The organism is Dermatobacter hominis (assembly GCF_020715685.1).
Lineage (GTDB): Bacteria > Actinomycetota > Acidimicrobiia > Acidimicrobiales > Microtrichaceae > Dermatobacter > Dermatobacter hominis.
This window is the reverse complement of the sequence record NZ_CP085840.1, coordinates 4,229,890-4,248,195: the sequence shown is the minus strand read 5'-3', so window position 1 is coordinate 4,248,195 and position 18,306 is coordinate 4,229,890. Positions and strand designations below refer to the sequence as shown.

Below are 18,306 nucleotides of genomic sequence, written 5' to 3'. Positions count from 1 at the left end.
CGGCCGACCCGGCGGCGCGCGCAGCTCACCCCGAGGCGGTCAGCGCGGCGTCACCCAGCCACCGGGCGACCGTCGCGGCGACCTCGGGCCACGACGCAGGACCGGACTCCTCCACCTCGAACGACCGGGTCGCCGACGGCGCGCCACGCTCCGCTCGGGACGTCTCGGTGACGTGCACGACGCCCTCGCCGGGCGACCCCAGCGGCGCGGGCGCCCACCGCAGCGACAGCAGCGGACCGACCGCGAGCGGGTCCTCGAGCCGGATCGGCGCATCGACCGGTTGGGGTCCGCCGGGCACGTCGAGCAGGGCGGCGAGCACCGGTGGCCCGGCCACCGCGACCCCTTCGGCGTCGCGCCGCACCGCGACGGCGTCGAGCTCGGGGTGGTCCTGGAGCAGCGAACGCAGGACGCCCCGCACCGCGGGACCGGCGACCGCGGTGGTCCCGCCCGGCGCGGCGATGCCCGAGGCGTCGAGGAGCACCAGCCGTGGCCCCCAGGGCCGCGACGACGGCGGCCGGGGGCGCATGGCCGGCTGGAACCGGCCGACCACGTCGTCGGTCGCCCGGGCCCCCACGGGGCCGACGCCCGCGGAGCGGGCCCGACGCCGGACCTCGGACCGGTGGTCGGCGACGATGCGCGCCCACGAGCTCAGCAGCTCGAACGACGGCGGGCGCCCGTGCTTCAGGCGGGCGGCGACGTTGGCCCGGACCGCCTTGCGGAGCGAGGAACCGACCTCCTCGCGCACGGCGGCGCGCTCGGCGTCGGAGCCGTTGCGGTCGGCGGTGAGCCACCAGTTCCGCCGGTCGAGGTGGAAGAACCCCACCGCCCGGCTCCCGCCCGACGCGCCGAAGGCGTGGTCGACGACGGCGCCGGGCACCGCCACGATCCGCCAGCCGGCGCGGGTGGCACGCCACGAGAGGTCGGTGTCCTCGTAGTAGGCGAACAGCCGCGGGTCGAAGACGCCGACCTCGTCGAGCATTTCGGAGCGGAGCACGGCGGCACCGCCGCAGAACCCGGGGACGTCCACGACCTCGGTGGCGGCGTCGCCGAGCTCCTCGACCGGCGTGCCGTACCACCGGTCGTAGCCCTCCGCCCGCTCGTTGCGGGCCGTGCCGATGCCGTTGACGAGGATGGTCCGCTCGGGTGGCAGGTCGAGCGCCACCACGCCGGGCCGGGGCGACGTGGCCGACGTCGCCCCGCAGGTGACGGCGACCTCGCCGTCGCCGGCCAGCTCGAGCTCCAGGCGGCGGGCTCCGGCGCCGGCCGGCACCCAGAGACGGCCCTCGCCGGCGACGACGCGGTGGGTGACGTCGAGCGGCCAGGCCGCGTCGTGGACCGCCTCGACGCCGTCGAAGCGGAGCGCGGCGCCGACGTCGGCGCCGTCGACGAGCGCCCGGCCGATGGTGGCCGTGCCGGCGGCGCGGACATCGACGGGGACGAACCCCGGCTCGAGCTGCAGCCGCGCCCCCGCCGCGCCGATGCGGGCGTCCTCGGCCACGGCGTCGACCAGCGGTCGCAACCAGCCGGGCTCGACGGTGGCGTCGTTGTTGACGAGCGCCACGAGGTCGACCCCGTCGCGGTCGCGCATGGCCCGGTTGCAGCCCTCGGCGAAGCCGAGGTTGGCGCCGTTGCGGACGAGGCGCAGCTGCGGGAACCAGTCGGCGAGCCGCTCGGCCGAGCCGTCGACCGACCCGTTGTCGACGATCACGACCTCGAAGCGGTCGGGCGGGTGCTCGGTCCGCAGCAGCGACTCGACGCAGCGGCGCGTGTACCAGGCCGCGTTCCAGTTGAGGACCACGACGCGCACGAACGGTTCGCGGTCCGACGCCATCGGCGCCACGGTAGCGGTGGCCCGCCCGGCTCAGCTCAGCGCGGTCGGCTCACTTGACCGACGGTGGCCACGGCGCCGGCGCCGGCCCGTAGTCGAGCTGGCCGCTGGAGTAGCTGTCGGCCCGCTGGCCGCCGCGGCGCATGACCACGGCGATGTTGTAGGTGCCCGGGCCCGCCGGCCAGCCGTTCCACTTGAACGTGTTGATGCCGGCGCCCACCGGCACGTTGGTGGCGAGCACCACGTAGCCGGCGTTGTACGGGTTGCGGTCCGGGTCGGCGATGATGTCGGCCGTCGTGCCGGGCGCCCAGGCGTCGTCGATGAACTTGATGTCGTAGCCGCCGTAGCGCAGGTCGACGTAGTCGTTGCGCAGCAGCTTGACGTCCTCGATCTGCCAGGTCCGGCCGCCGCGGTCCTCGTGCGGGTGGAACTCGACGCTCGTGAGCCAGGTGGCCCGGCCGGTGCCCCAGCCGATGGGCTGGGCGTTGGCACCGGGCTCGAGCACGGCCCACGGCGGCCACGGCCGCATCTCGACGTAGTAGGTCGCGCGACCGGTCCGCAGCACGAGGTCGTCGGAGATCTGCAGCGGCGCCGAGCCGTACGGCTTCCACATCAGGCGGCCGACCATGCCGCCGCCGGGGCCGTCCTGCAGGCCCCACGGCCCGTCGTAGTTGATCGTGATGGCCATCTTGTGGAACAGCTGGCCGTCGATCGGCTTGCCGTTCGTGTTCAGCACCACGGCGGGGTCGTTCGGCACCGGGCCGGTGGTCCAGCCGCCGAGCATCCCCCAGTTGAAGACCGCGCCGGCGTTGCGCACGGCGGCGACGTCGCTCGGCTGGTCCATGTCCCACGGGTCCCACCGGACGGTGGTCGCCCAGTCCTCGCCGCCGCCCTCCCACGGCGTGAGGACGCGCGGGGACGGCATCGAGTTGGCCGGCATCGTGACCGGCGACGAGAGGCCGGACCGCACGCCGTTGCGGACCGTGTAGAAGCGCGCGGTCTCGCCGCGGCGCAGGATGCCGCTCGGGAGGCCGACGAGGCCGGTGGCGTTTACCGTCCCGACCCGCGACGCGGACTGGGTGGCCGGACCCGGCGAGCCGTCGTTGCTGCTGTTGCCGTCGAGGTCCATCCACAGGTCGACCTGACCGGATCCGGCGTTCAGGTTCAGCGGCAGGTCGGCGGTGGGCTCGACGATCCGCATGTCGTCGATCGAGAGGTTCGGGAGGTTGCCGGCGTCGTAGCTGGTGACCATCCACATCATCTCGATCCAGCCGCCCCACGCCGCGCCGCGGACGGGGGGCAGCGACGAGGACTCGAGCCCGTCCATGTCCCACGGGCCGGTCATGTCGAGGTCGTAGCTGTGCCAGCCGGCCCGGATGCGGACGTACTTGAGCCCGTCGGCGCAGCTGTTGCACTGCCGGAAGTAGATGGCGCCGTCGGTGTTGCGGTCCGAGTACATCCGGAACGTCACGCGGCGGAAGCGGGCGGCGTCGAGCGGCCGGCTCCGCGGGTCGCGGGTCGCGCTCGTCGGGTACGACCCCGGGTCCGAGCGGAGCAGGAAGACCTGCTGGGCACCGCTGACGTTGAGGCTCCCGAAGGCCAGGTTCGAGGAGCCGCCCATGACCATGTGGTTGGGCGTCGTGTCGAAGTCCTCGGGGTTGTTGAAGTCGAGGGGGTCGTGCCACATCGACGTGAAGTAGTCGTTGGGCGCGACCAGGCTGCTGCGACCCGGCGCCACGGTGGCCGCCTGGGCCCCGACCGGCGTGGGCGTGACCAGCACGCCGACGGCCGAGGTCGGCGCGACCACGAGCACCGCGGTGGCCAGCAGGATCCTGATCCGACGTCCCATGCGACCCATTATCGGCGGGGAGGGCGCCGCAACTGAGCGCTCGACGGGGGATTCGGCCCGGCGAGCGGAGGCAAAGGCCCCTGACCGGCGGCACGCCGGACGGCCCGGGGGCAGCGCCGCCTCACCCGTGTGCGGCGTCCGGCCGCCGAGTGCGCCGTCCGGAGGGCACCTGTGCGTAGGCTCCAAGGGTGCATGCACGGGAGGCAGGAGGGAGGTCGAGGGGCCGTGCCGCCACCGTCGCCGACTCGGCCGACACCCACCGCCCCGGCATCGAGCTGACCCCCGACGGCATCCTCGGACCGGAGCCCGCCCTCGACGTCCCGGCACCCCGGCTCCCCCAGGGCCCCGCGGCCTGGATCCGGTCCGCCATCGTCGGCGGTCGGTCGTCGCTCACGTTCGGCCTCCTGCTCGACGGCGTCGCCTCCTACGTCTTCCTGTCCGCCGCCGGCCGCGACCTCGGGCCCGACAAGTTCGCCATCGTCTCGGTGCTGTGGGTGGTGCTGTTCCTCGTCGGCAACGGCCTGTTCATCCCCGTGGAGCAGGAGCTGTCGCGGTCGATCGCCGCCCGGGCGGCCCGGGGCTCCGGGTGGAACTCGCTGGTGCACCGGGTCACGCTCGCCTCCGCCACCGTGCTGGTCGTGGCGCTGCTCGCCGGCGTCGTCGCCCGCGACCACATCGCGGACTCGCTGTTCCGGGGCGACATCGCCTTCGTCTGGCTGCTGCTGTTCGGGCTCGTCGGCGTGTGGCTCATGTTCGTGCTGCGCGGCGTGCTGTCCGGCGAGCACCGGTTCCACGGGTACGGGCTGATGTTCGCGGCCGATGCGCTCGGCAAGGCGATCCCGGGCGTCGGGCTGCTGTGGTGGGGCGCCCTGCACCCGTCGGCGTACGGCCTGATCGTGTCGGGCAGCGCCTACGTCGGCATCGCCGTCGCCTGGGCCTGCCTGCGCCACCGCCGGCGCCGCTCGCCGGGGCGCTCCCCGGTCGGCACCGTCGACATCACCGAGACGACGTTCACCTGTGCGGCCGGCGCCCCCGACGTCGCCCCGCCGTGGGGGCGGCTGTCGGCCTCGATGGGCTTCCTGCTGCTGACGTCGTTCCTCAGCGCGCTGGCCATCAACATCGGCACCGTCGCGATCGAGGTCATCGGCAGCCGGGTCGACGCCGACAAGGCCGGCATCTTCCTGTCGGGCCTGGTCATCGCCCGCATCCCGCTCTTCCTCTTCCAAGCCATCCAGGCGATCGTGCTCCCCCGCCTCTCACGGCTCGCCGCCCTCGGCGACCTCACCGGGTTCCGCAGCGACCTCCGCCGCCTCAACGTGGCGATGGCCGCCTGCACGGGCATCGCGGTGGTGGGCGCCGCCGCCCTCGGCCCGCTCGCCGTGCGGATCCTGTTCGGCGAGGAGTTCGCGCTCCTCGGCGCCCGGGACATGGCCCTGCTGACGCTCGCCTCGATGCTGATGACCGCCGCGCTCACGCTGAACCAGGCCCAGATCGCGCTGCACCACCAGCGCCAGACCGGCTGGCCGTGGGGCCTGGCGACCGCGGCGTTCCTGGCCATCGTGGCCACCAACGGGCGCGACCTGTTCCTGCGGGTCGAGCTCGGCATGGTCGCGGCGGGGCTCGTCGCGTGCGCGTTCGTGGCCGTGCTCGTCCACCGCGAGCTGCAGCACCCCGACGAGCTGCGGGCCGAGACGCCCGCCCTCTGACCGCCGTCGCCGTCCGACCCCCGCACCCCCACTCGAGTGGACCGGCCGGACCGCCCCGCATGACCGCCCCCTTCGACGTCGCCGTGGTCGGCGGCGGGATCGTCGGCCTGGCCACCGCCCGGGCCCTGCTCGTCGACCGTCCGGGCCGGCGGGTGGTGGTGCTGGAGAAGGAGCCCGAGGTCGCCCGCCACCAGACGGGTCGCAACAGCGGGGTCATCCACTCCGGCCTCTACTACCGGCCGGGATCGGCCAAGGCCCGGCTCTGCCGGGCCGGGAGCCGGTCGATCGCGGCGTACGCCCGCGAGCGGGGCGTGGCGGTCGAGATCACCGGCAAGCTCGTGGTGGCGACGTCGGAGGACGAGCTGGCGGGCCTGGCGGCGCTCGAGGAGCGGGGGCGGGCCAACGGCCTGACCCTGCGGCGCATGGACGCCGCGCAGGCCGCCGAGCTCGAGCCGCACGTCGACTGCACCGCCGCGCTGCACGTCGCCGAGACCGGCATCGTCGACTTCGTCGGGGTCGCCCGCCACCTCGCCGCCGACGTGGTCGCGGCGGGCGGCGAGGTCCGCACCGGATGCCGCGTGACGGCCGCGGTCGCGGTCGGCGGGGTGCACCGGCTGGCGACGACCACCGGCGACGTGCGGGCCCGGACCCTCGTCAACTGCGCCGGGCTCCAGAGCGACCTCGTGGCCCGGGCGGCCGGCGCCGACCCGGCGGCCCGGATCGTCCCGTTCCGGGGCGAGTACCTCGAACTGCGGACCGAGGCCCGCCACCTCGTCCGCGGCCTGATCTACCCCGTGCCCGACCCCGCGTTCCCGTTCCTCGGCGTCCACCTGACCCGCGGCGTCGACGGGTCGGTGCACGCCGGCCCGAACGCCGTGCTCGCGCTGTCGCGCGAGGGCTACCGCTGGCGCGACGTCCGCCCCGGCGAGCTGTGGGACACGCTGCGCTCGCCGGCGTTCCGGCACCTCGCCCGCCGCCACGCCCGGCAGGGCGCGGCCGAGGTGCTGCGGTCGGCGTCCCGGGCGCGCTTCCTGCGCAGCCTGCAGCGGCTCGTGCCCGAGCTGACCGCCGAGGACCTCGTGCCGGCACCCTCGGGCGTGCGGGCCCAGGCGGTGCTGCCCGACGGCGAGCTCGTCGACGACTTCCTGATCGTCGAGCGGCCCGGCGAGCTGCATGTGCTCAACGCGCCGTCGCCTGCGGCGACGAGTTCGCTCGAGATCGGTGCCGAGGTCGCCCGCCGCCTCGCCGATCACCTCTGAGGCGAACTGGCTGTCAGTTCATGTGCGGGTCGGTCGATCAGGCCGAGGCGGGCGCCTGCAGCGGCGCCGGCTGGCAGTGGCCCTCGAGCTCGACGACCTGGATCTGGTCCCGGTTCTCCCAGGTGATCTGGTTCTCGGGGTCCTTGCGGATCTTGAACTCGCGGAACTCCATGTCCAGCGCGTCGAAGGCGAGGTAGCGGCCGATGAGCGGGTCGCCGATGCCGAGGATGAGCTTGATCGCCTCGAGCGCCTGGATCGAGCCGACGATGCCGGGCAGCACGCCCAGCACGCCCGCCTCGGCGCAGCTCGGGGCCAGCTCGGCCGGCGGCGGCTCGGGGAGCATGTCCCGGTAGGTCGGGCCGTGCTTGGGGTCGAACACGGTGACGTTGCCCTCGAAGCGGAAGATCGAGCCGTGCACGACCGGGATCCCGAGCTTCACCGACGCGTCGTTCAGCATGTAGCGCACCGGGAAGTTGTCGGCGCCGTCGACGACGATGTCGAATTGGCTGATGATGTCGGTGATGTTCGAGGCGTCCAGGCGGACGTCGAAGGCGATCACGTTCACGTCGGGGTTGAGCAGCGTCAGCGTCTTCTTGGCCGAGTCCACCTTGCGCTCGCCGACCCGGTCGACGTTGTGGAGGATCTGGCGCTGGAGGTTCGAGTCGTCGACGACGTCCATGTCGACGATGCCGAGCGTGCCGACACCGGCCGCGGCCAGGTAGAGCGCGGCGGGCGAGCCGAGGCCGCCGGCGCCGAGCAGCAGGACCTTGGCGCCGAGCAGCTTCTGCTGGCCCTCCTCGCCCACCTCGGGCAGGAGCAGGTGGCGGCTGTAGCGGTTGCGCTGCTCGGGGCTGAGGACCTCGGGCGTGCGCCAGTTGCGGCCCTCGTCCTTCCAGCGGTTGAACCCGCCGGCCATGGAGACGACGTCGTCGTATCCGAGCTCCTGCAGCGTCCGGGCCGCGAACGCCGAGCGGACGCCGCCGGCGCACATGACGACGACCGGCGTCGACTTGTCGGTCAGCTTGCCCTCGACCTGGCTCTCCAGGTGGCCGCGGGGCAGGAACACCGAACCGGGCACCGCGCCCTGCTCGAACTCGTCCGCCTCGCGGACGTCGAGCAGCGTCGCACCGCCCTCGACCAGCTCCTCGGCCTCCGCGGTGGTGACCTCGCGGATCTCGGACTTCGCCTGGTTCAGGAGGTCCCGGAAACTCGCCATCTTCGAACTCCAGTGTCGATCGACCGCACGGACGTGCGCTTCACCGGGGAAAACCCTACCGAAGTGGTCAACATTCCCGAAAGGCGGCCCCGCGAGATATAGGGGTGCACAGCGACATCCCTTGTCGCGATCCCGACCTCAGAAACCTGCGGCTCGATCAGCGAGCCGGCGCGACGAGGTCCGGGAGGACCTCGCTGATCGACCCGCGGACCACGGCGGACGCCAGGAAGTCCATCTCGGTCTCCGAGCCGTTCACGATGACGATCGGCACGCCGGCGCCCGCCGCGATCGGGACCATCCGGGCGACCGGGTGGACGGCCAGCGTCGTGCCCACCGCCAGCAGGAGGTCGGCCTCCTCGGCGGCGCGGAACGCCCGCTCCACGTCGCGCGCCACCAGCTCCTCGCCGAAGAACACGACGCGCGGCTTGATGATGCCGCCGCACTCCGGGCACGGCGGGTCGGCCTCGCCGGCGCGCACCCGGTCGAGCACCTCCTCTGTCGGCCCCGACCAGTCGCACGCGGTGCAGTGCGCCTCGGGCAGCGAGCCGTGGACCTGCACGACGTCCTCGACGTCGTGGCCGGCCGCCAGGTGCAGGCCGTCGATGTTCTGGGTGACCAGCAGGTGGAGCCGGCCCTGGCGGTCGAGCTCGCGCAGCGCGAGGTGACCGGCGTTCGGCTCGGCCACCCACGCCGGGTTGTCGAGCCGGCGGAGCCAGGCCCGGCGCCGCACCTCGGGGTCCGACAGGTAGACGTCGATCGTCGACAGCCGCTCCGCCTCCGGGTCACGGGTCCAGACGCCGTTCGGACCCCGGAAGTCGGGGATGCCCGAGTCGGTCGAGATGCCCGCCCCCGTCAGGACCACCACCCGGGTCGCACCGGCCACGAGCTCTCGGGCCCGCTCCTGCTCCGGGTCGGTCCCCTCCGGCACGGCTCGGCCGGGTCCGGCTCGTTCGGGCTCGTCGGGCGCTGTGCGTTCCACCGGTGCGGACCCTACGGGTCCGGCCAGTGGTCCTGCACCGCGTCGGCGACGTCGTCGAGGTCGAGGCGCACCTCGTCGAACCGGCGGGTGTCGCGGAACGTGCGGTCGCGCCCGGCGGGGTCGACGAACCAGCGGTGGACCCGGCGCCGCACGTGGTCCCGCAGCTCGACCGGGGCCGCGTCGAGCTCCCCCGCCCACGACGTGGTCGTCGTCAGCAGCCGCCCGAGGTCGTACAGGTCGCTCGCCCGCTTCTCGGGCTTGGAGCTGGCCCGCAGCGGCACGGTCGTGGCCTTCATCGCCACCAGGCCGCCGGGGCTGGCCACGAGACGGTCGGACGCGCCCGCCAGGCGCGTCCCGTCGGCCTCGGACACGACGACGAGGTCGAGCGGGGTGGCGACGTCGTGGGCCCAGGTGTGGGCGACGGCGTTCAGCTCCAGGTCGGTGATGGGCTCTCCCGCGGCGAGCAGCTGGTCGACGAGGTCCTGCGCATCGGACTCGCCCACGTCGATCACGTCGAGCTCCAGGCGGCCGGCCATCAGGTACTGGCCGCCGCCGGGCGCGCTGAGCGCGGCCGACCGGAGCTCCGGGTCGTAGGAGTCGAGGCCGCGCGCCAGCGCGTCGAGGTCGACCGTCGCCCGGTGCGGCACCCCCACCCGGCACAGCACCGCCAGCCCGCCGATCAGGCGGAACTCGGGCGGCAGCCCGGCGAGCACGTCGACCGAGCGGGCGGTCGTGCCGTCGGGCCGGCCGCTCAGCACCACCGGTGCGGTCACGGCGCCGAGCCCTCGTCGTCATCGGTCGCCTCGCCGGGCACGATGCCCCAGTCCTCGACGATCTCGCGCCCGCGGGCGGGGTCGCGCGCCAGGCGCAGCGCGCAGACCATGGGCGCGGCGACGTGCCACGGGTGCTCGTCGTCGGGCCCGTACGCGTCCAGCTCGGGCAGCCACCGGACCGGCGAGAGCCGCAGGAACGTCCGGGCCGTGCCGGTCGTGCCCAGCGCCGCCCGGGCTCGGCGCAGCGCGGCGCGGCCGTGCACGTAGCAGCGGGCGGGCAGGTCGGCGGCGGCCGCGATGCGGGCCCCGCCGAGGGTGGCCGCGCGCTCGTCGACCCGCACGAGGGCGTCGCCGCCCAGCACGTCGACCACCTCGTGCAGCTCGGCCGGCACGGGCGTCCAGTCGTCATCGGGCCAGCGGGCCGACGTCTCCCAGAACAGGTCCGGCAGCAGGGGCAGGCGACCCGACCGACCGATCAGGCCCTGCTCGGTGAAGCGGCCGACGATCTCCTGCGTGCCGCCGACGCTCCGGCCGATTTCGGCGGCGACGGACCGGGCGCGGACCGGTTCGCCGGGGTGGCACAGCGCGTGCAGCGCGACCTCGAGGCCGACCGGCGTCCACGGCGACGACGTGGCCCCACGGGCGTCGGAGCCGCCGAGCGCGACCTCGGTCTCGACGCGCAGCCCCGGCTGCCAGATCCGGAGGTGGCCCCGTCGATCGAGCCACGACCATCCGGCGTCACGCAGGACGTCGCGGCCCGACGCGCTGATCCGGTCCGCCACGACGATGCCGGGGCCGTCGCCCTCCCCCGTCCCGGCCTCGACGAGCGTGGCCAGCTCGCCCGGGTGCGGGTGGCTGCGCTCCACCACCGGCAGGTCGATCACGACGCCGTCGACGGCCAGCCGCCCCTTCGGGGCGCGGACCTCGAGGCCGGCGGCGCGCAGCGCCTCGGCCAGCTCACGGCCGACGGGCGTTCGTGACGTCACGAACATCGAACACAGCGTACCGCAGTGCGACCGTCGGCGCACCGGCGTCCGGCTGCGCCCGCGCCGTCACGTCGTTCGTGACGCCACGAACGCCGAACGACCGGGGCGCGGTCCCCGGTGACACGGGTGGCCCGGCGGTGCGAGGGTCGAAGCGCTTCCCCGCCGCCCCGAGACCCGTCTCCGGAGGAGCGCCCCCAGATGGACACCGAGCTCGTCGACCGGTCACCCGCCCCCGACGCCATCCCCGATCCCGCCGCCCACGATCCCGTCAACCCCGATCCCCTCAGGGCCCACGAGGCGGGCACCACGAGGCCCGGCTCCGCCACGACGGACCCCGAGCCGACGCACTTCACCGTCCTCCCGTGGTGGGACCCCGACCTGGCGACCCGCGGCGTCGACCCGCGCGATCCGTACGTCGAGCGCTTCTGGCTCGGCATCCTCGGCCCGAGCACGGTGCTGCTCCTGCGCCGGTTCGCGCGCGGGCTCGCCGAGCGGCCCGAGGGCTTCCGGGTCGGCGTCGCCGACACCGCGCTCGCCCTCGGGCTCGGCCGCGGCACCGGTCGCAACGCGCCGATCAACCGGACCGTGAACCGGGCCGTCGGGTTCGGCATGCTGCGGCGCCCGACCCCCGGCCGCATCGAGGTGCGCACGCACCTGCCCCTGCTGGCGGCGCGCCAGCTCCAGCACCTGCCGGCCGTGCAACGACGGCTCCACGCCGACTGGGTCCGCAGCCGCGAGCGCTCGCCGGACCCCGCGCCGAGCGGAGACCGCGCCTGAGCGGCGGTGAGCCGCTCAGGACAGGCCGAGCGTCTCGACCTCGTCGTCGACGTCGTTGCCGTCCTCGGCGCCCCACCCCTCGAGGAGGGCGAGCAGCGTGCGCACGCCGAAGCCGGTCGCGCCCTTGGACTGCTCGCCGTCGGGCTCCTGCAGGTACGCCGGCCCGGCGATGTCGAGGTGCGCCCACGGGATGCCCTCGCCGACGAAGTCACGGAGGAACAGCCCGGCGGTCAGCGTGCCGCCCCAGGGCTGGGCCGAGATGTTCTTGATGTCGGCCACCTGGCTGTCGAGGCGGGGCCGGTAGTCGTCGGGCAGCGGCAGCGGCCACACCCGCTCCCCCGCCCGGGCGGCGGCGTCGGCCACGGTGGCGCGGAAGTCCTCGTCGTTCGACATGAGGCCGGCGATCCGGTCGCCCAGCGCGACGAGGCACGCGCCGGTGAGCGTGGCGAGGTCGACGATGGCGGCCGGCTCCTCCTCGGAGGCGAGGATCAGGGCCTCGCCGAGGACGAGGCGGCCCTCGGCGTCGGTGTTGAGCACCTCGACCGTCGTGCCGTTGCGGGCCGTGTAGACGTCGCCGGGCCGCTGCGCCTGCCCGTTGACCATGTTGTCGGTCATCGGGGTGAAGCTGACGACCCGGACGTCGACGCCCAGGGCGGGCAGGGCGGTCATGGCGGCGATGACCGCGGCGGCGCCGCCCATGTCGTCCTTCATGTCCATCATCGAGGCGGCGGGCTTGAGCGACAGGCCGCCGGAGTCGAAGGTGATGCCCTTCCCGACGAGCGCGACGGTCGGCGTGTCGGCGCCGGCGCCCTCGGGCTCGTAGGTCAGCTTCACGAGCCGGGGCTCGATCGTCGATCCCTGGTTCACGGCGACGAGGCCGCCGAGCCGGGCCTCGCGGATGGCGTCGAGGTCGAGCACCTCGGCCGTGACCCCGACCTCCTCGGCCCGCGCCGCGGCGCGCTCGGCGAACTCGGGGGCGGTCAGCGTGCCGCCGGGGGTGTTGACGAGGTCGCGGGCGAAGGACACGGCTCCGGCAACCGCGGCGCCGGTCGCCACGCCGTCGCGCGCGGTGCGCACGGCGGCGTTGTCGTCCCCGACGACCAGGGTGACCGTCGCCAGGCCGGGCTTGACCTTGTCGGGCGACCGCAGGTCGTCGAACCGGTACGCGCCGAGCACGAGGCCCTCGGTCAGCGCCCTGGTGGCGACGGCGAGCTCGGGCTCGAGGTCGGCGGGCAGCTCGAACGCGGCCCGCCGGTGCTTCGGGACGGCGCGCACGAACGCGGCGCCGGCCCGGCGCAGGGCGTCGGTCGCCGCGCTGCCGGTGGCGCCCGACGGCCCGAGCCCCACGACGACCGTGGCGCGCTCGCCGTCGTCGAAGGTGGCGGCGGTGCCGACCGCGCCCGTGAACCCGACCCGGTCGAGGGCGGCCTTGCGGACGCCGGGGACGCGGTTCAGGCGATCGCTGTGGGCCCCGACCGCCACGGCGGTGGCGCCGGCGGGGGCGGCCTTGGCCACCTTGACGTCGATCGGATCGGACACGGTTGACCTCCGGGGTCGGTGCGAGCGGTTTCGGTTGGGGCCGGTCGGACGGGCGGGGGCGGGCAGCCGCGTCCCCTGGGGAGCGACGCCGGTCAGGCGCCGTCGACCGAGCGGGTGGTGCGGGAGGAGCCCTCCTGCCAGCGGGCCAGCGCCCACAGCAGGTCGGACAGGCGGTTGAGGTACGGCCCCACCTGGGACCCCTCGTCGGCGGCGGCGAGCGCGGAGCGCTCGGCCCGGCGCACGACCGTGCGGGCGACATCGAGGTGCGCTCCGACGACGGTCTCGCCGGGGACGACGAACTCGCGCGGCGCCTCGAAGCGGCTGGTGACGTCGTCGATCGCCGCCTCGAGCGACGACACCATGTCGGCGGTGACGAGCGACGTGCCGGCCGACAGCTTGTGGCGGTTGCCCGGCGCGGTGGCGAGCTCGGCCATGGCCACCCAGAGGTCGCGCTCGAGGCCGATCAGCAGCTCGACGAGCTCGTCGGACGAGTCGGCGACGTGGGCGCCGCCCGGGACCGAGGCCGCGGCGTGGGCCCGGGCCACCCCGATCGCGGCCTGCGCCTCGTCGATCTCGCCGTACGCGACGGGCCGGGGATCGTCCTTGCGGACGCGACCGCCGTAGAGGAGGCCGGTCGTCCCGTCGTCGCCGGTGCGCGTGTAGATGTCCATGCCGGGCAGGAGCCTACCGACGACCCGACGGCCCGCCCGGCCCGTGCGCGATACCGGCAAGGGGGTGCCTGGGACCGGCAAGTACCATCGTCGGCACCTATGACTGCGCCCTCCACCTCCCCGTACCTCGCCGCGATCGGCGAGCGCGTGCTCGTCTACGACGGCGCCGCCGGCACCTGGCTGCAGGAGCAGGGCCTCACGATGGAGGACTACGGCACTCCCGAGCTCGAGGGCTGCCCCGAGATCCTGGTCGAGACCAGGCCGGAGCTCATCAAGCGCCTGCACGCCGAGTACCTCGAGGCCGGCGCGGACGTCATCGAGACCAACACCTTCGGCGGCCTGCGCGCCACGCTCAACGAGTACGGGCTGGCGGACCGGACCGTCGAGCTCAACCGGATGGCGGCGTCGCTGGCCCGGGAGGTCGCCGACGAGTTCTCGACCCCCGAGCGGCCCCGGTTCGTGGCCGGCTCGATCGGCCCGGGCACGCGGTTCGCGTCCCTCGGCCAGGTCCGCTACGCCGAGCTGCGCGACCAGGTCGCCGAGCAGGCGCGTGGCCTGCTCGAGGGCGGTGTCGACCTGCTGCTGCTCGAGACGCAGTTCGACCTCCTCGGCATCAAGGCCGGCATGAACGGCTGCCGGGCCGCCATGGCCGAGGTCGGCCGTGAGGTCCCGATCCAGACCCAGGTGACGATCGAGCTGACCGGCCGCATGCTGCCGGGCACCGAGATCGGCGCCGCGCTCGTGGCGCTCGACGCCATGCGGCCCGACGTGATCGGCATCAACTGCGCCACCGGCCCCGAGGAGATGAGCGAGCACATCCGCCACCTCTCCCAGCACTCGCGCATCCCGATCTCGGTGCTGCCGAACGCGGGCCTGCCGTCGGTCGTCGACGGCCACATGCACTACGACCTGACCGCCGAGGACTTCGTCGCGCACCAGCGCCGGTTCATCGAGGAGTTCGGCGTCAACGTGGTGGGCGGCTGCTGCGGCACGACGCCCGAGTACATCCGCCAGCTGTCGACGGCCGTCGCCGAGACCACCCCGGCCGTGCGCACGCCCCGGTTCGAGCACGGCCTGGCGTCGATCTACTCCCCGGTCGCGCTCGGCGACGACACCGCCGACGACGGCGGGGCCGGGTCGGGAGCGCCGACGAGCTCGACCAACCTCATCCTGATCGGCGAGCGCACGAACGCCAACGGGTCCAAGAAGTTCCGCGAGGCGATGCTCGCCCAGGACTGGGACACCTGCGTGCAGATGGCCAAGGACCAGGTGCGCGAGGGCTCGGCGGTGCTCGACGTCTGCGTCGACTACGTCGGCCGGGACGGCACCGCCGACATGGACGAGATCGCGCAGCGGTTCGCCACGCAGAGCTCGGTGCCGCTCGTGCTCGACTCCACCGAGCCGCAGGTCATCGAGGCCGGTCTGCAGTGGGTCGGCGGCCGCGCCGTGCTCAACTCGGGCAACCTCGAGGACGGCGAGGGCGAGGGCTCCCGCTTCGACCGCGTGATGACGCTGGCCCGCACCTACGGCGCCGCCGTCATCTGCCTGCTCATCGACGAGGAGGGCCAGGCCCGCGACGTCGAGTGGAAGATGAGGGTCGCCCACCGGATCCACGACCTCGCCGTCGAGCGCTACGGGCTCGAGCCCCAGGACCTGATCTTCGACGCGCTGACCTTCCCGCTCTCGACCGGCGACGACGACCTGCGCCGTGACGGCATCGCGACGATCGAGGCGATCCGCCGGATCAAGGCCGAGCTGCCCGGGGTGCACACCACCCTCGGCCTCTCGAACGTGAGCTTCGGCCTCTCGCCCGCCGCGCGCCACGTCCTCAACAGCGTGTTCCTGCACGAGTGCACTCAGGCCGGGCTCGACTCGGCGATCGTGCACGCGTCGAAGATCATCCCGCTCAGCCGGATCCCCGACGAGCAGCGCGACGTCTGCCTCGACCTGATCTGGGACCGCCGGGGCACCGAGGGCGCGCTGTCCGGGGGCGACGCCTCGTACGACCCGCTCACGAAGCTGCTCGAGGTCTTCTCCGACGTGCAGGTCACCACCGCCGTCCAGGAGGACCGCAGCGGCTGGCCGGTCGAGCAGCGGCTCAGCCAGCGGATCATCGACGGCGACCGCGACGGCCTCGTCGCCGACCTCGACGAGGCGATGGCCGCCGGGCTCAGCCCGCTCGCCATCATCAACGACGTCCTGCTCGCCGGCATGAAGGTCGTCGGCGACCTCTTCGCCACCGGCGAGATGCAGCTGCCCTTCGTGCTCCAGTCGGCCGAGACCATGAAGATGTCGGTCGGCCACCTCGAGCAGTTCATGGAGAAGGCCGACGACGACTCGGGCAAGGGCCGGATCGTGCTCGCCACCGTGAAGGGCGACGTGCACGACATCGGCAAGAACCTCGTCGACATCATCCTCACCAACAACGGCTACGAGGTGCACAACCTCGGCATCAAGATCTCGATCACCGAGATGATCGACAAGGCCCTCGAGGTGAAGGCCGACGCCATCGGCATGTCCGGTCTGCTCGTGAAGTCGACGCTGATCATGCGCGACAACCTCGAGGAGCTGAACGAGCGCGGCCTGGCCGAGATCCCGGTGCTGCTCGGCGGCGCCGCGCTCACGCGCACCTACGTCGAGCGCGACCTGCGCGAGGTCTACGACGGGCGGCTCTTCTACGGGAAGGACGCGTTCGAGGGCCTCCGCGTGATGGACCGCCTCGGCGACATCCGCCGTGGCGGCGAGGACGACCCGGCGTGGGGCCGCGAGCCCGGCGGGCGCGACATCCCCGCCCGCACCACGCACCAGCAGGCCGACGACGCCGTCGAGCTCCCGGCGCGCTCGCCCGAGGTGATGACCGACAACCCGGTCTTCCAGCCGCCGTTCACCGGCTCGCAGGTCGTGAAGGGCCTGGCGGTCGACGACATCGCGGCGTTCGTGAACCCGACGGCGCTGTACCGCAACCAGTGGCAGTTCCGGCCCGAGACCCGGCCCGACGGCACGGTCGAGACCGACGACGAGTTCAAGGAGCGGCTGCGGCCGATGTTCCGCGAGCAGCTCGCCGCGGCCAAGGCCGAGGGCCTGCTCGTCCCGCAGGTCGTGTACGGGTACTTCCCCGCCAACGCCGACGGGGACGAGCTCGTGATCTGGACCGACGAGTCCCGCTCGGCCGAGCGCACCCGCTTCGCCTTCCCGCGCCAGCGCAAGGCGCCGTTCCTGTGCATCGCCGACTTCTTCCGGCCGCTGCGCAACCCCGACGGCACCGACGGCGAGCTCGACTACGCGGCCTTCCACATCGTCACCATGGGAGCCCCGGTGTCGGAGCGGACCGCCGAGCTCTTCGCCGCCGACAAGTACCAGGACTACCTGCTGCTCCACGGCCTCGGCGTCGAGATGGCCGAGGCGCTCGCCGAGTACTGGCACCGGCGCATCCGCGAGGAGTGGGGCTTCGCCGACGAGGACCCCACCGGGGCCGACGCGACGGCGCCCGACCAGGGTGCGCTCAACGGGCTGTTCCGCCAGCGCTACCGGGGCGGCCGGTACTCGTGGGGCTACCCGGCGTGCCCGGACCTGGAGGACAACGAGAAGGTCGCCGAGCTGCTCGGGGCGGACCGCATCGGCGTCATCTGCGACGAGGACACCGGTTTCCAGTACCAGCCCGAGCAGACGACCTCGGCGATCATCTGCCACCACCCCCGGGCGAAGTACTTCGTCGCCCGCTAGCGCCGAAGGGCGCTCGCGCCGTCGGGCGCTACTTGACCTGCGCCCGGCGCAGGTAGCCCAGCACCGGGTACACGTCGGGCGGCGTGGTGCGGTCGTCGTAGACGCTGCCGCCGATCGATCGGGAGTCGGCCACGGCTCGGGCCATCAGCGCGGCGTCGTTCGGGGTCATGCCTGCGCCCTCGCCCCCGATCGGGTGGACCGGGAGGTTGGGCCGGCCGGTCAGGATCCGCAGGCGCACGACCGACTCGTAGGTGTAGCGGTACGGGTCGCCCCACTCGGGGAAGCTGCCGGCGCGCCGGTAGCTCCAGTACGCCATCGGCATCCAGGCGTCGACGTACTTCGCCAGCTCGCGGTACGGGAAGTTCGGCCACCACGACCGGTTCAGCTCCTCCCAGATCACCGGGGTGACCGGGATGGCGGCCATCGGGACGTCGGGGTGCAGCAGTCGGAGGAAGCGGACCTCGGCGAGCAGCTTGTCGGTGCGGTCGGCGACGTTCGGGTTGTCGGTCGACTCGATGTCGATGCCGATGCCGTCGACGCCGACACCGACCATGGCCGACAGCCGGGCGATGTCGGTCTTCGTGTCGAGGAACTGCGGGAGGTACCAGCCGACGACCTTCATCCCGCGGCTGTGGGCGCGGTTGACGATCCGCCGCAGCAGCGCTTCGTCGAGCACGTTCGCGGGGTTCCGGTACGACGCGGTCTGGATGTAGAGCGTCTGGACACCCGAGTTCGCGAGCCGGTCGACGGACGTCAGGCCGAGCGCCGGCGAGCCGTTCGTGAAGGTGGGCGACCAGTCCCAGACGTCCCACCAGGCGCCGAGGCCCTTGAACGGGATGCCCCGCACGGGATCGGGGCCGTTGAACGTGCGGCCGGCGCCGGGGAGGCACCCGGCGAGGGCGAGGGAGGCCGCCACGAACGCAGCGAAGAGGACGATGGCTCGGCGGCGCAGCACCTGGCCACGCTATCGGCGCCCACCGGCACCGACACCGCCCCCCGG

At 73.8% G+C, this 18,306-nt stretch carries 13 protein-coding genes; 4 read left to right on the top strand and 9 right to left on the bottom strand.

The window, feature by feature from the left end; all coding sequences use genetic code 11:
• Nucleotides 1-25: 25 nt before the first annotated feature.
• Both LH044_RS19820 and LH044_RS19815 read right to left on the bottom strand, forming a co-directional pair.
• Entirely contained in the window at nucleotides 26-1,831 is a 1,806-nt protein-coding gene (locus LH044_RS19820) for a glycosyltransferase family 2 protein (protein ID WP_227757371.1), read from the bottom strand.
• A gap of 49 nt (nucleotides 1,832-1,880) precedes the next feature.
• Complete coding sequence (locus LH044_RS19815) at nucleotides 1,881-3,677, bottom strand: hypothetical protein (RefSeq protein ID WP_227757370.1); 1,797 nt, start codon at nucleotides 3,675-3,677, stop codon at nucleotides 1,881-1,883.
• Nucleotides 3,678-3,865: 188 nt separating this feature from the next.
• On the opposite strand from LH044_RS19815, the gene LH044_RS19810 reads away from it, so the two are divergent.
• A complete protein-coding gene (locus tag LH044_RS19810) occupies nucleotides 3,866-5,383 on the top strand; it encodes a lipopolysaccharide biosynthesis protein (protein WP_227757369.1) in 1,518 nt (505 codons plus the stop codon).
• 59 nt (nucleotides 5,384-5,442) lie between these two features.
• Complete coding sequence (lhgD, locus tag LH044_RS19805; RefSeq protein WP_227757368.1) at nucleotides 5,443-6,642, top strand: L-2-hydroxyglutarate dehydrogenase; 1,200 nt, start codon at nucleotides 5,443-5,445, stop codon at nucleotides 6,640-6,642.
• A gap of 37 nt (nucleotides 6,643-6,679) precedes the next feature.
• Here lhgD and moeB read toward each other — a convergent pair whose 3' ends face one another.
• From moeB to LH044_RS19785, 4 genes are all read right to left on the bottom strand, one after another.
• On the bottom strand, nucleotides 6,680-7,858 hold the full coding sequence (gene moeB, locus LH044_RS19800) for a molybdopterin-synthase adenylyltransferase MoeB (RefSeq protein WP_227757367.1): 1,179 nt from the start codon (nucleotides 7,856-7,858) through the stop codon (nucleotides 6,680-6,682).
• A 157-nt stretch (nucleotides 7,859-8,015) separates the two neighbouring features.
• Nucleotides 8,016-8,837: an SIR2 family NAD-dependent protein deacylase gene (locus tag LH044_RS19795; protein WP_227757366.1), complete on the bottom strand. Its 822-nt coding sequence runs from the start codon at nucleotides 8,835-8,837 to the stop codon at nucleotides 8,016-8,018.
• Between the two features lie 11 nt (nucleotides 8,838-8,848).
• A complete protein-coding gene (locus LH044_RS19790) occupies nucleotides 8,849-9,610 on the bottom strand; it encodes a nucleotidyl transferase AbiEii/AbiGii toxin family protein (protein WP_227757365.1) in 762 nt (253 codons plus the stop codon).
• Nucleotides 9,607-10,602 carry a hypothetical protein gene (locus tag LH044_RS19785; RefSeq protein ID WP_227757364.1) on the bottom strand — a complete coding sequence of 332 codons (996 nt, stop codon included), beginning with the start codon at nucleotides 10,600-10,602 and terminating at the stop codon, nucleotides 9,607-9,609. Before LH044_RS19785 ends, LH044_RS19790 begins: the two co-directional genes overlap by 4 nt.
• A gap of 192 nt (nucleotides 10,603-10,794) precedes the next feature.
• Between LH044_RS19785 and LH044_RS19780 the strand changes: the two genes are divergently transcribed.
• Complete coding sequence (locus LH044_RS19780; protein WP_227757363.1) at nucleotides 10,795-11,373, top strand: hypothetical protein; 579 nt, start codon at nucleotides 10,795-10,797, stop codon at nucleotides 11,371-11,373.
• Nucleotides 11,374-11,388: 15 nt separating this feature from the next.
• Here LH044_RS19780 and LH044_RS19775 read toward each other — a convergent pair whose 3' ends face one another.
• Together LH044_RS19775 and LH044_RS19770 are read right to left on the bottom strand one after the other, a co-directional pair.
• Nucleotides 11,389-12,912 (bottom strand): leucyl aminopeptidase, encoded by a 1,524-nt coding sequence (locus LH044_RS19775; protein ID WP_227757362.1) that lies wholly within the window; start codon nucleotides 12,910-12,912, stop codon nucleotides 11,389-11,391.
• Nucleotides 12,913-13,004: 92 nt separating this feature from the next.
• Entirely contained in the window at nucleotides 13,005-13,583 is a 579-nt protein-coding gene (locus LH044_RS19770) for a cob(I)yrinic acid a,c-diamide adenosyltransferase (protein WP_227757361.1), read from the bottom strand.
• Between the two features lie 99 nt (nucleotides 13,584-13,682).
• On the opposite strand from LH044_RS19770, the gene metH reads away from it, so the two are divergent.
• Nucleotides 13,683-17,306 (top strand): methionine synthase, encoded by a 3,624-nt coding sequence (metH, locus tag LH044_RS19765; protein ID WP_227757360.1) that lies wholly within the window; start codon nucleotides 13,683-13,685, stop codon nucleotides 17,304-17,306.
• 28 nt (nucleotides 17,307-17,334) lie between these two features.
• Here the strand turns inward: metH and LH044_RS19760 are convergent, their stop codons facing one another.
• Nucleotides 17,335-18,261, bottom strand: a complete 927-nt coding sequence (locus LH044_RS19760) for a glycoside hydrolase family 18 protein (protein ID WP_227757359.1) — start codon at nucleotides 18,259-18,261, stop codon at nucleotides 17,335-17,337.
• Nucleotides 18,262-18,306: the final 45 nt, after the last annotated feature.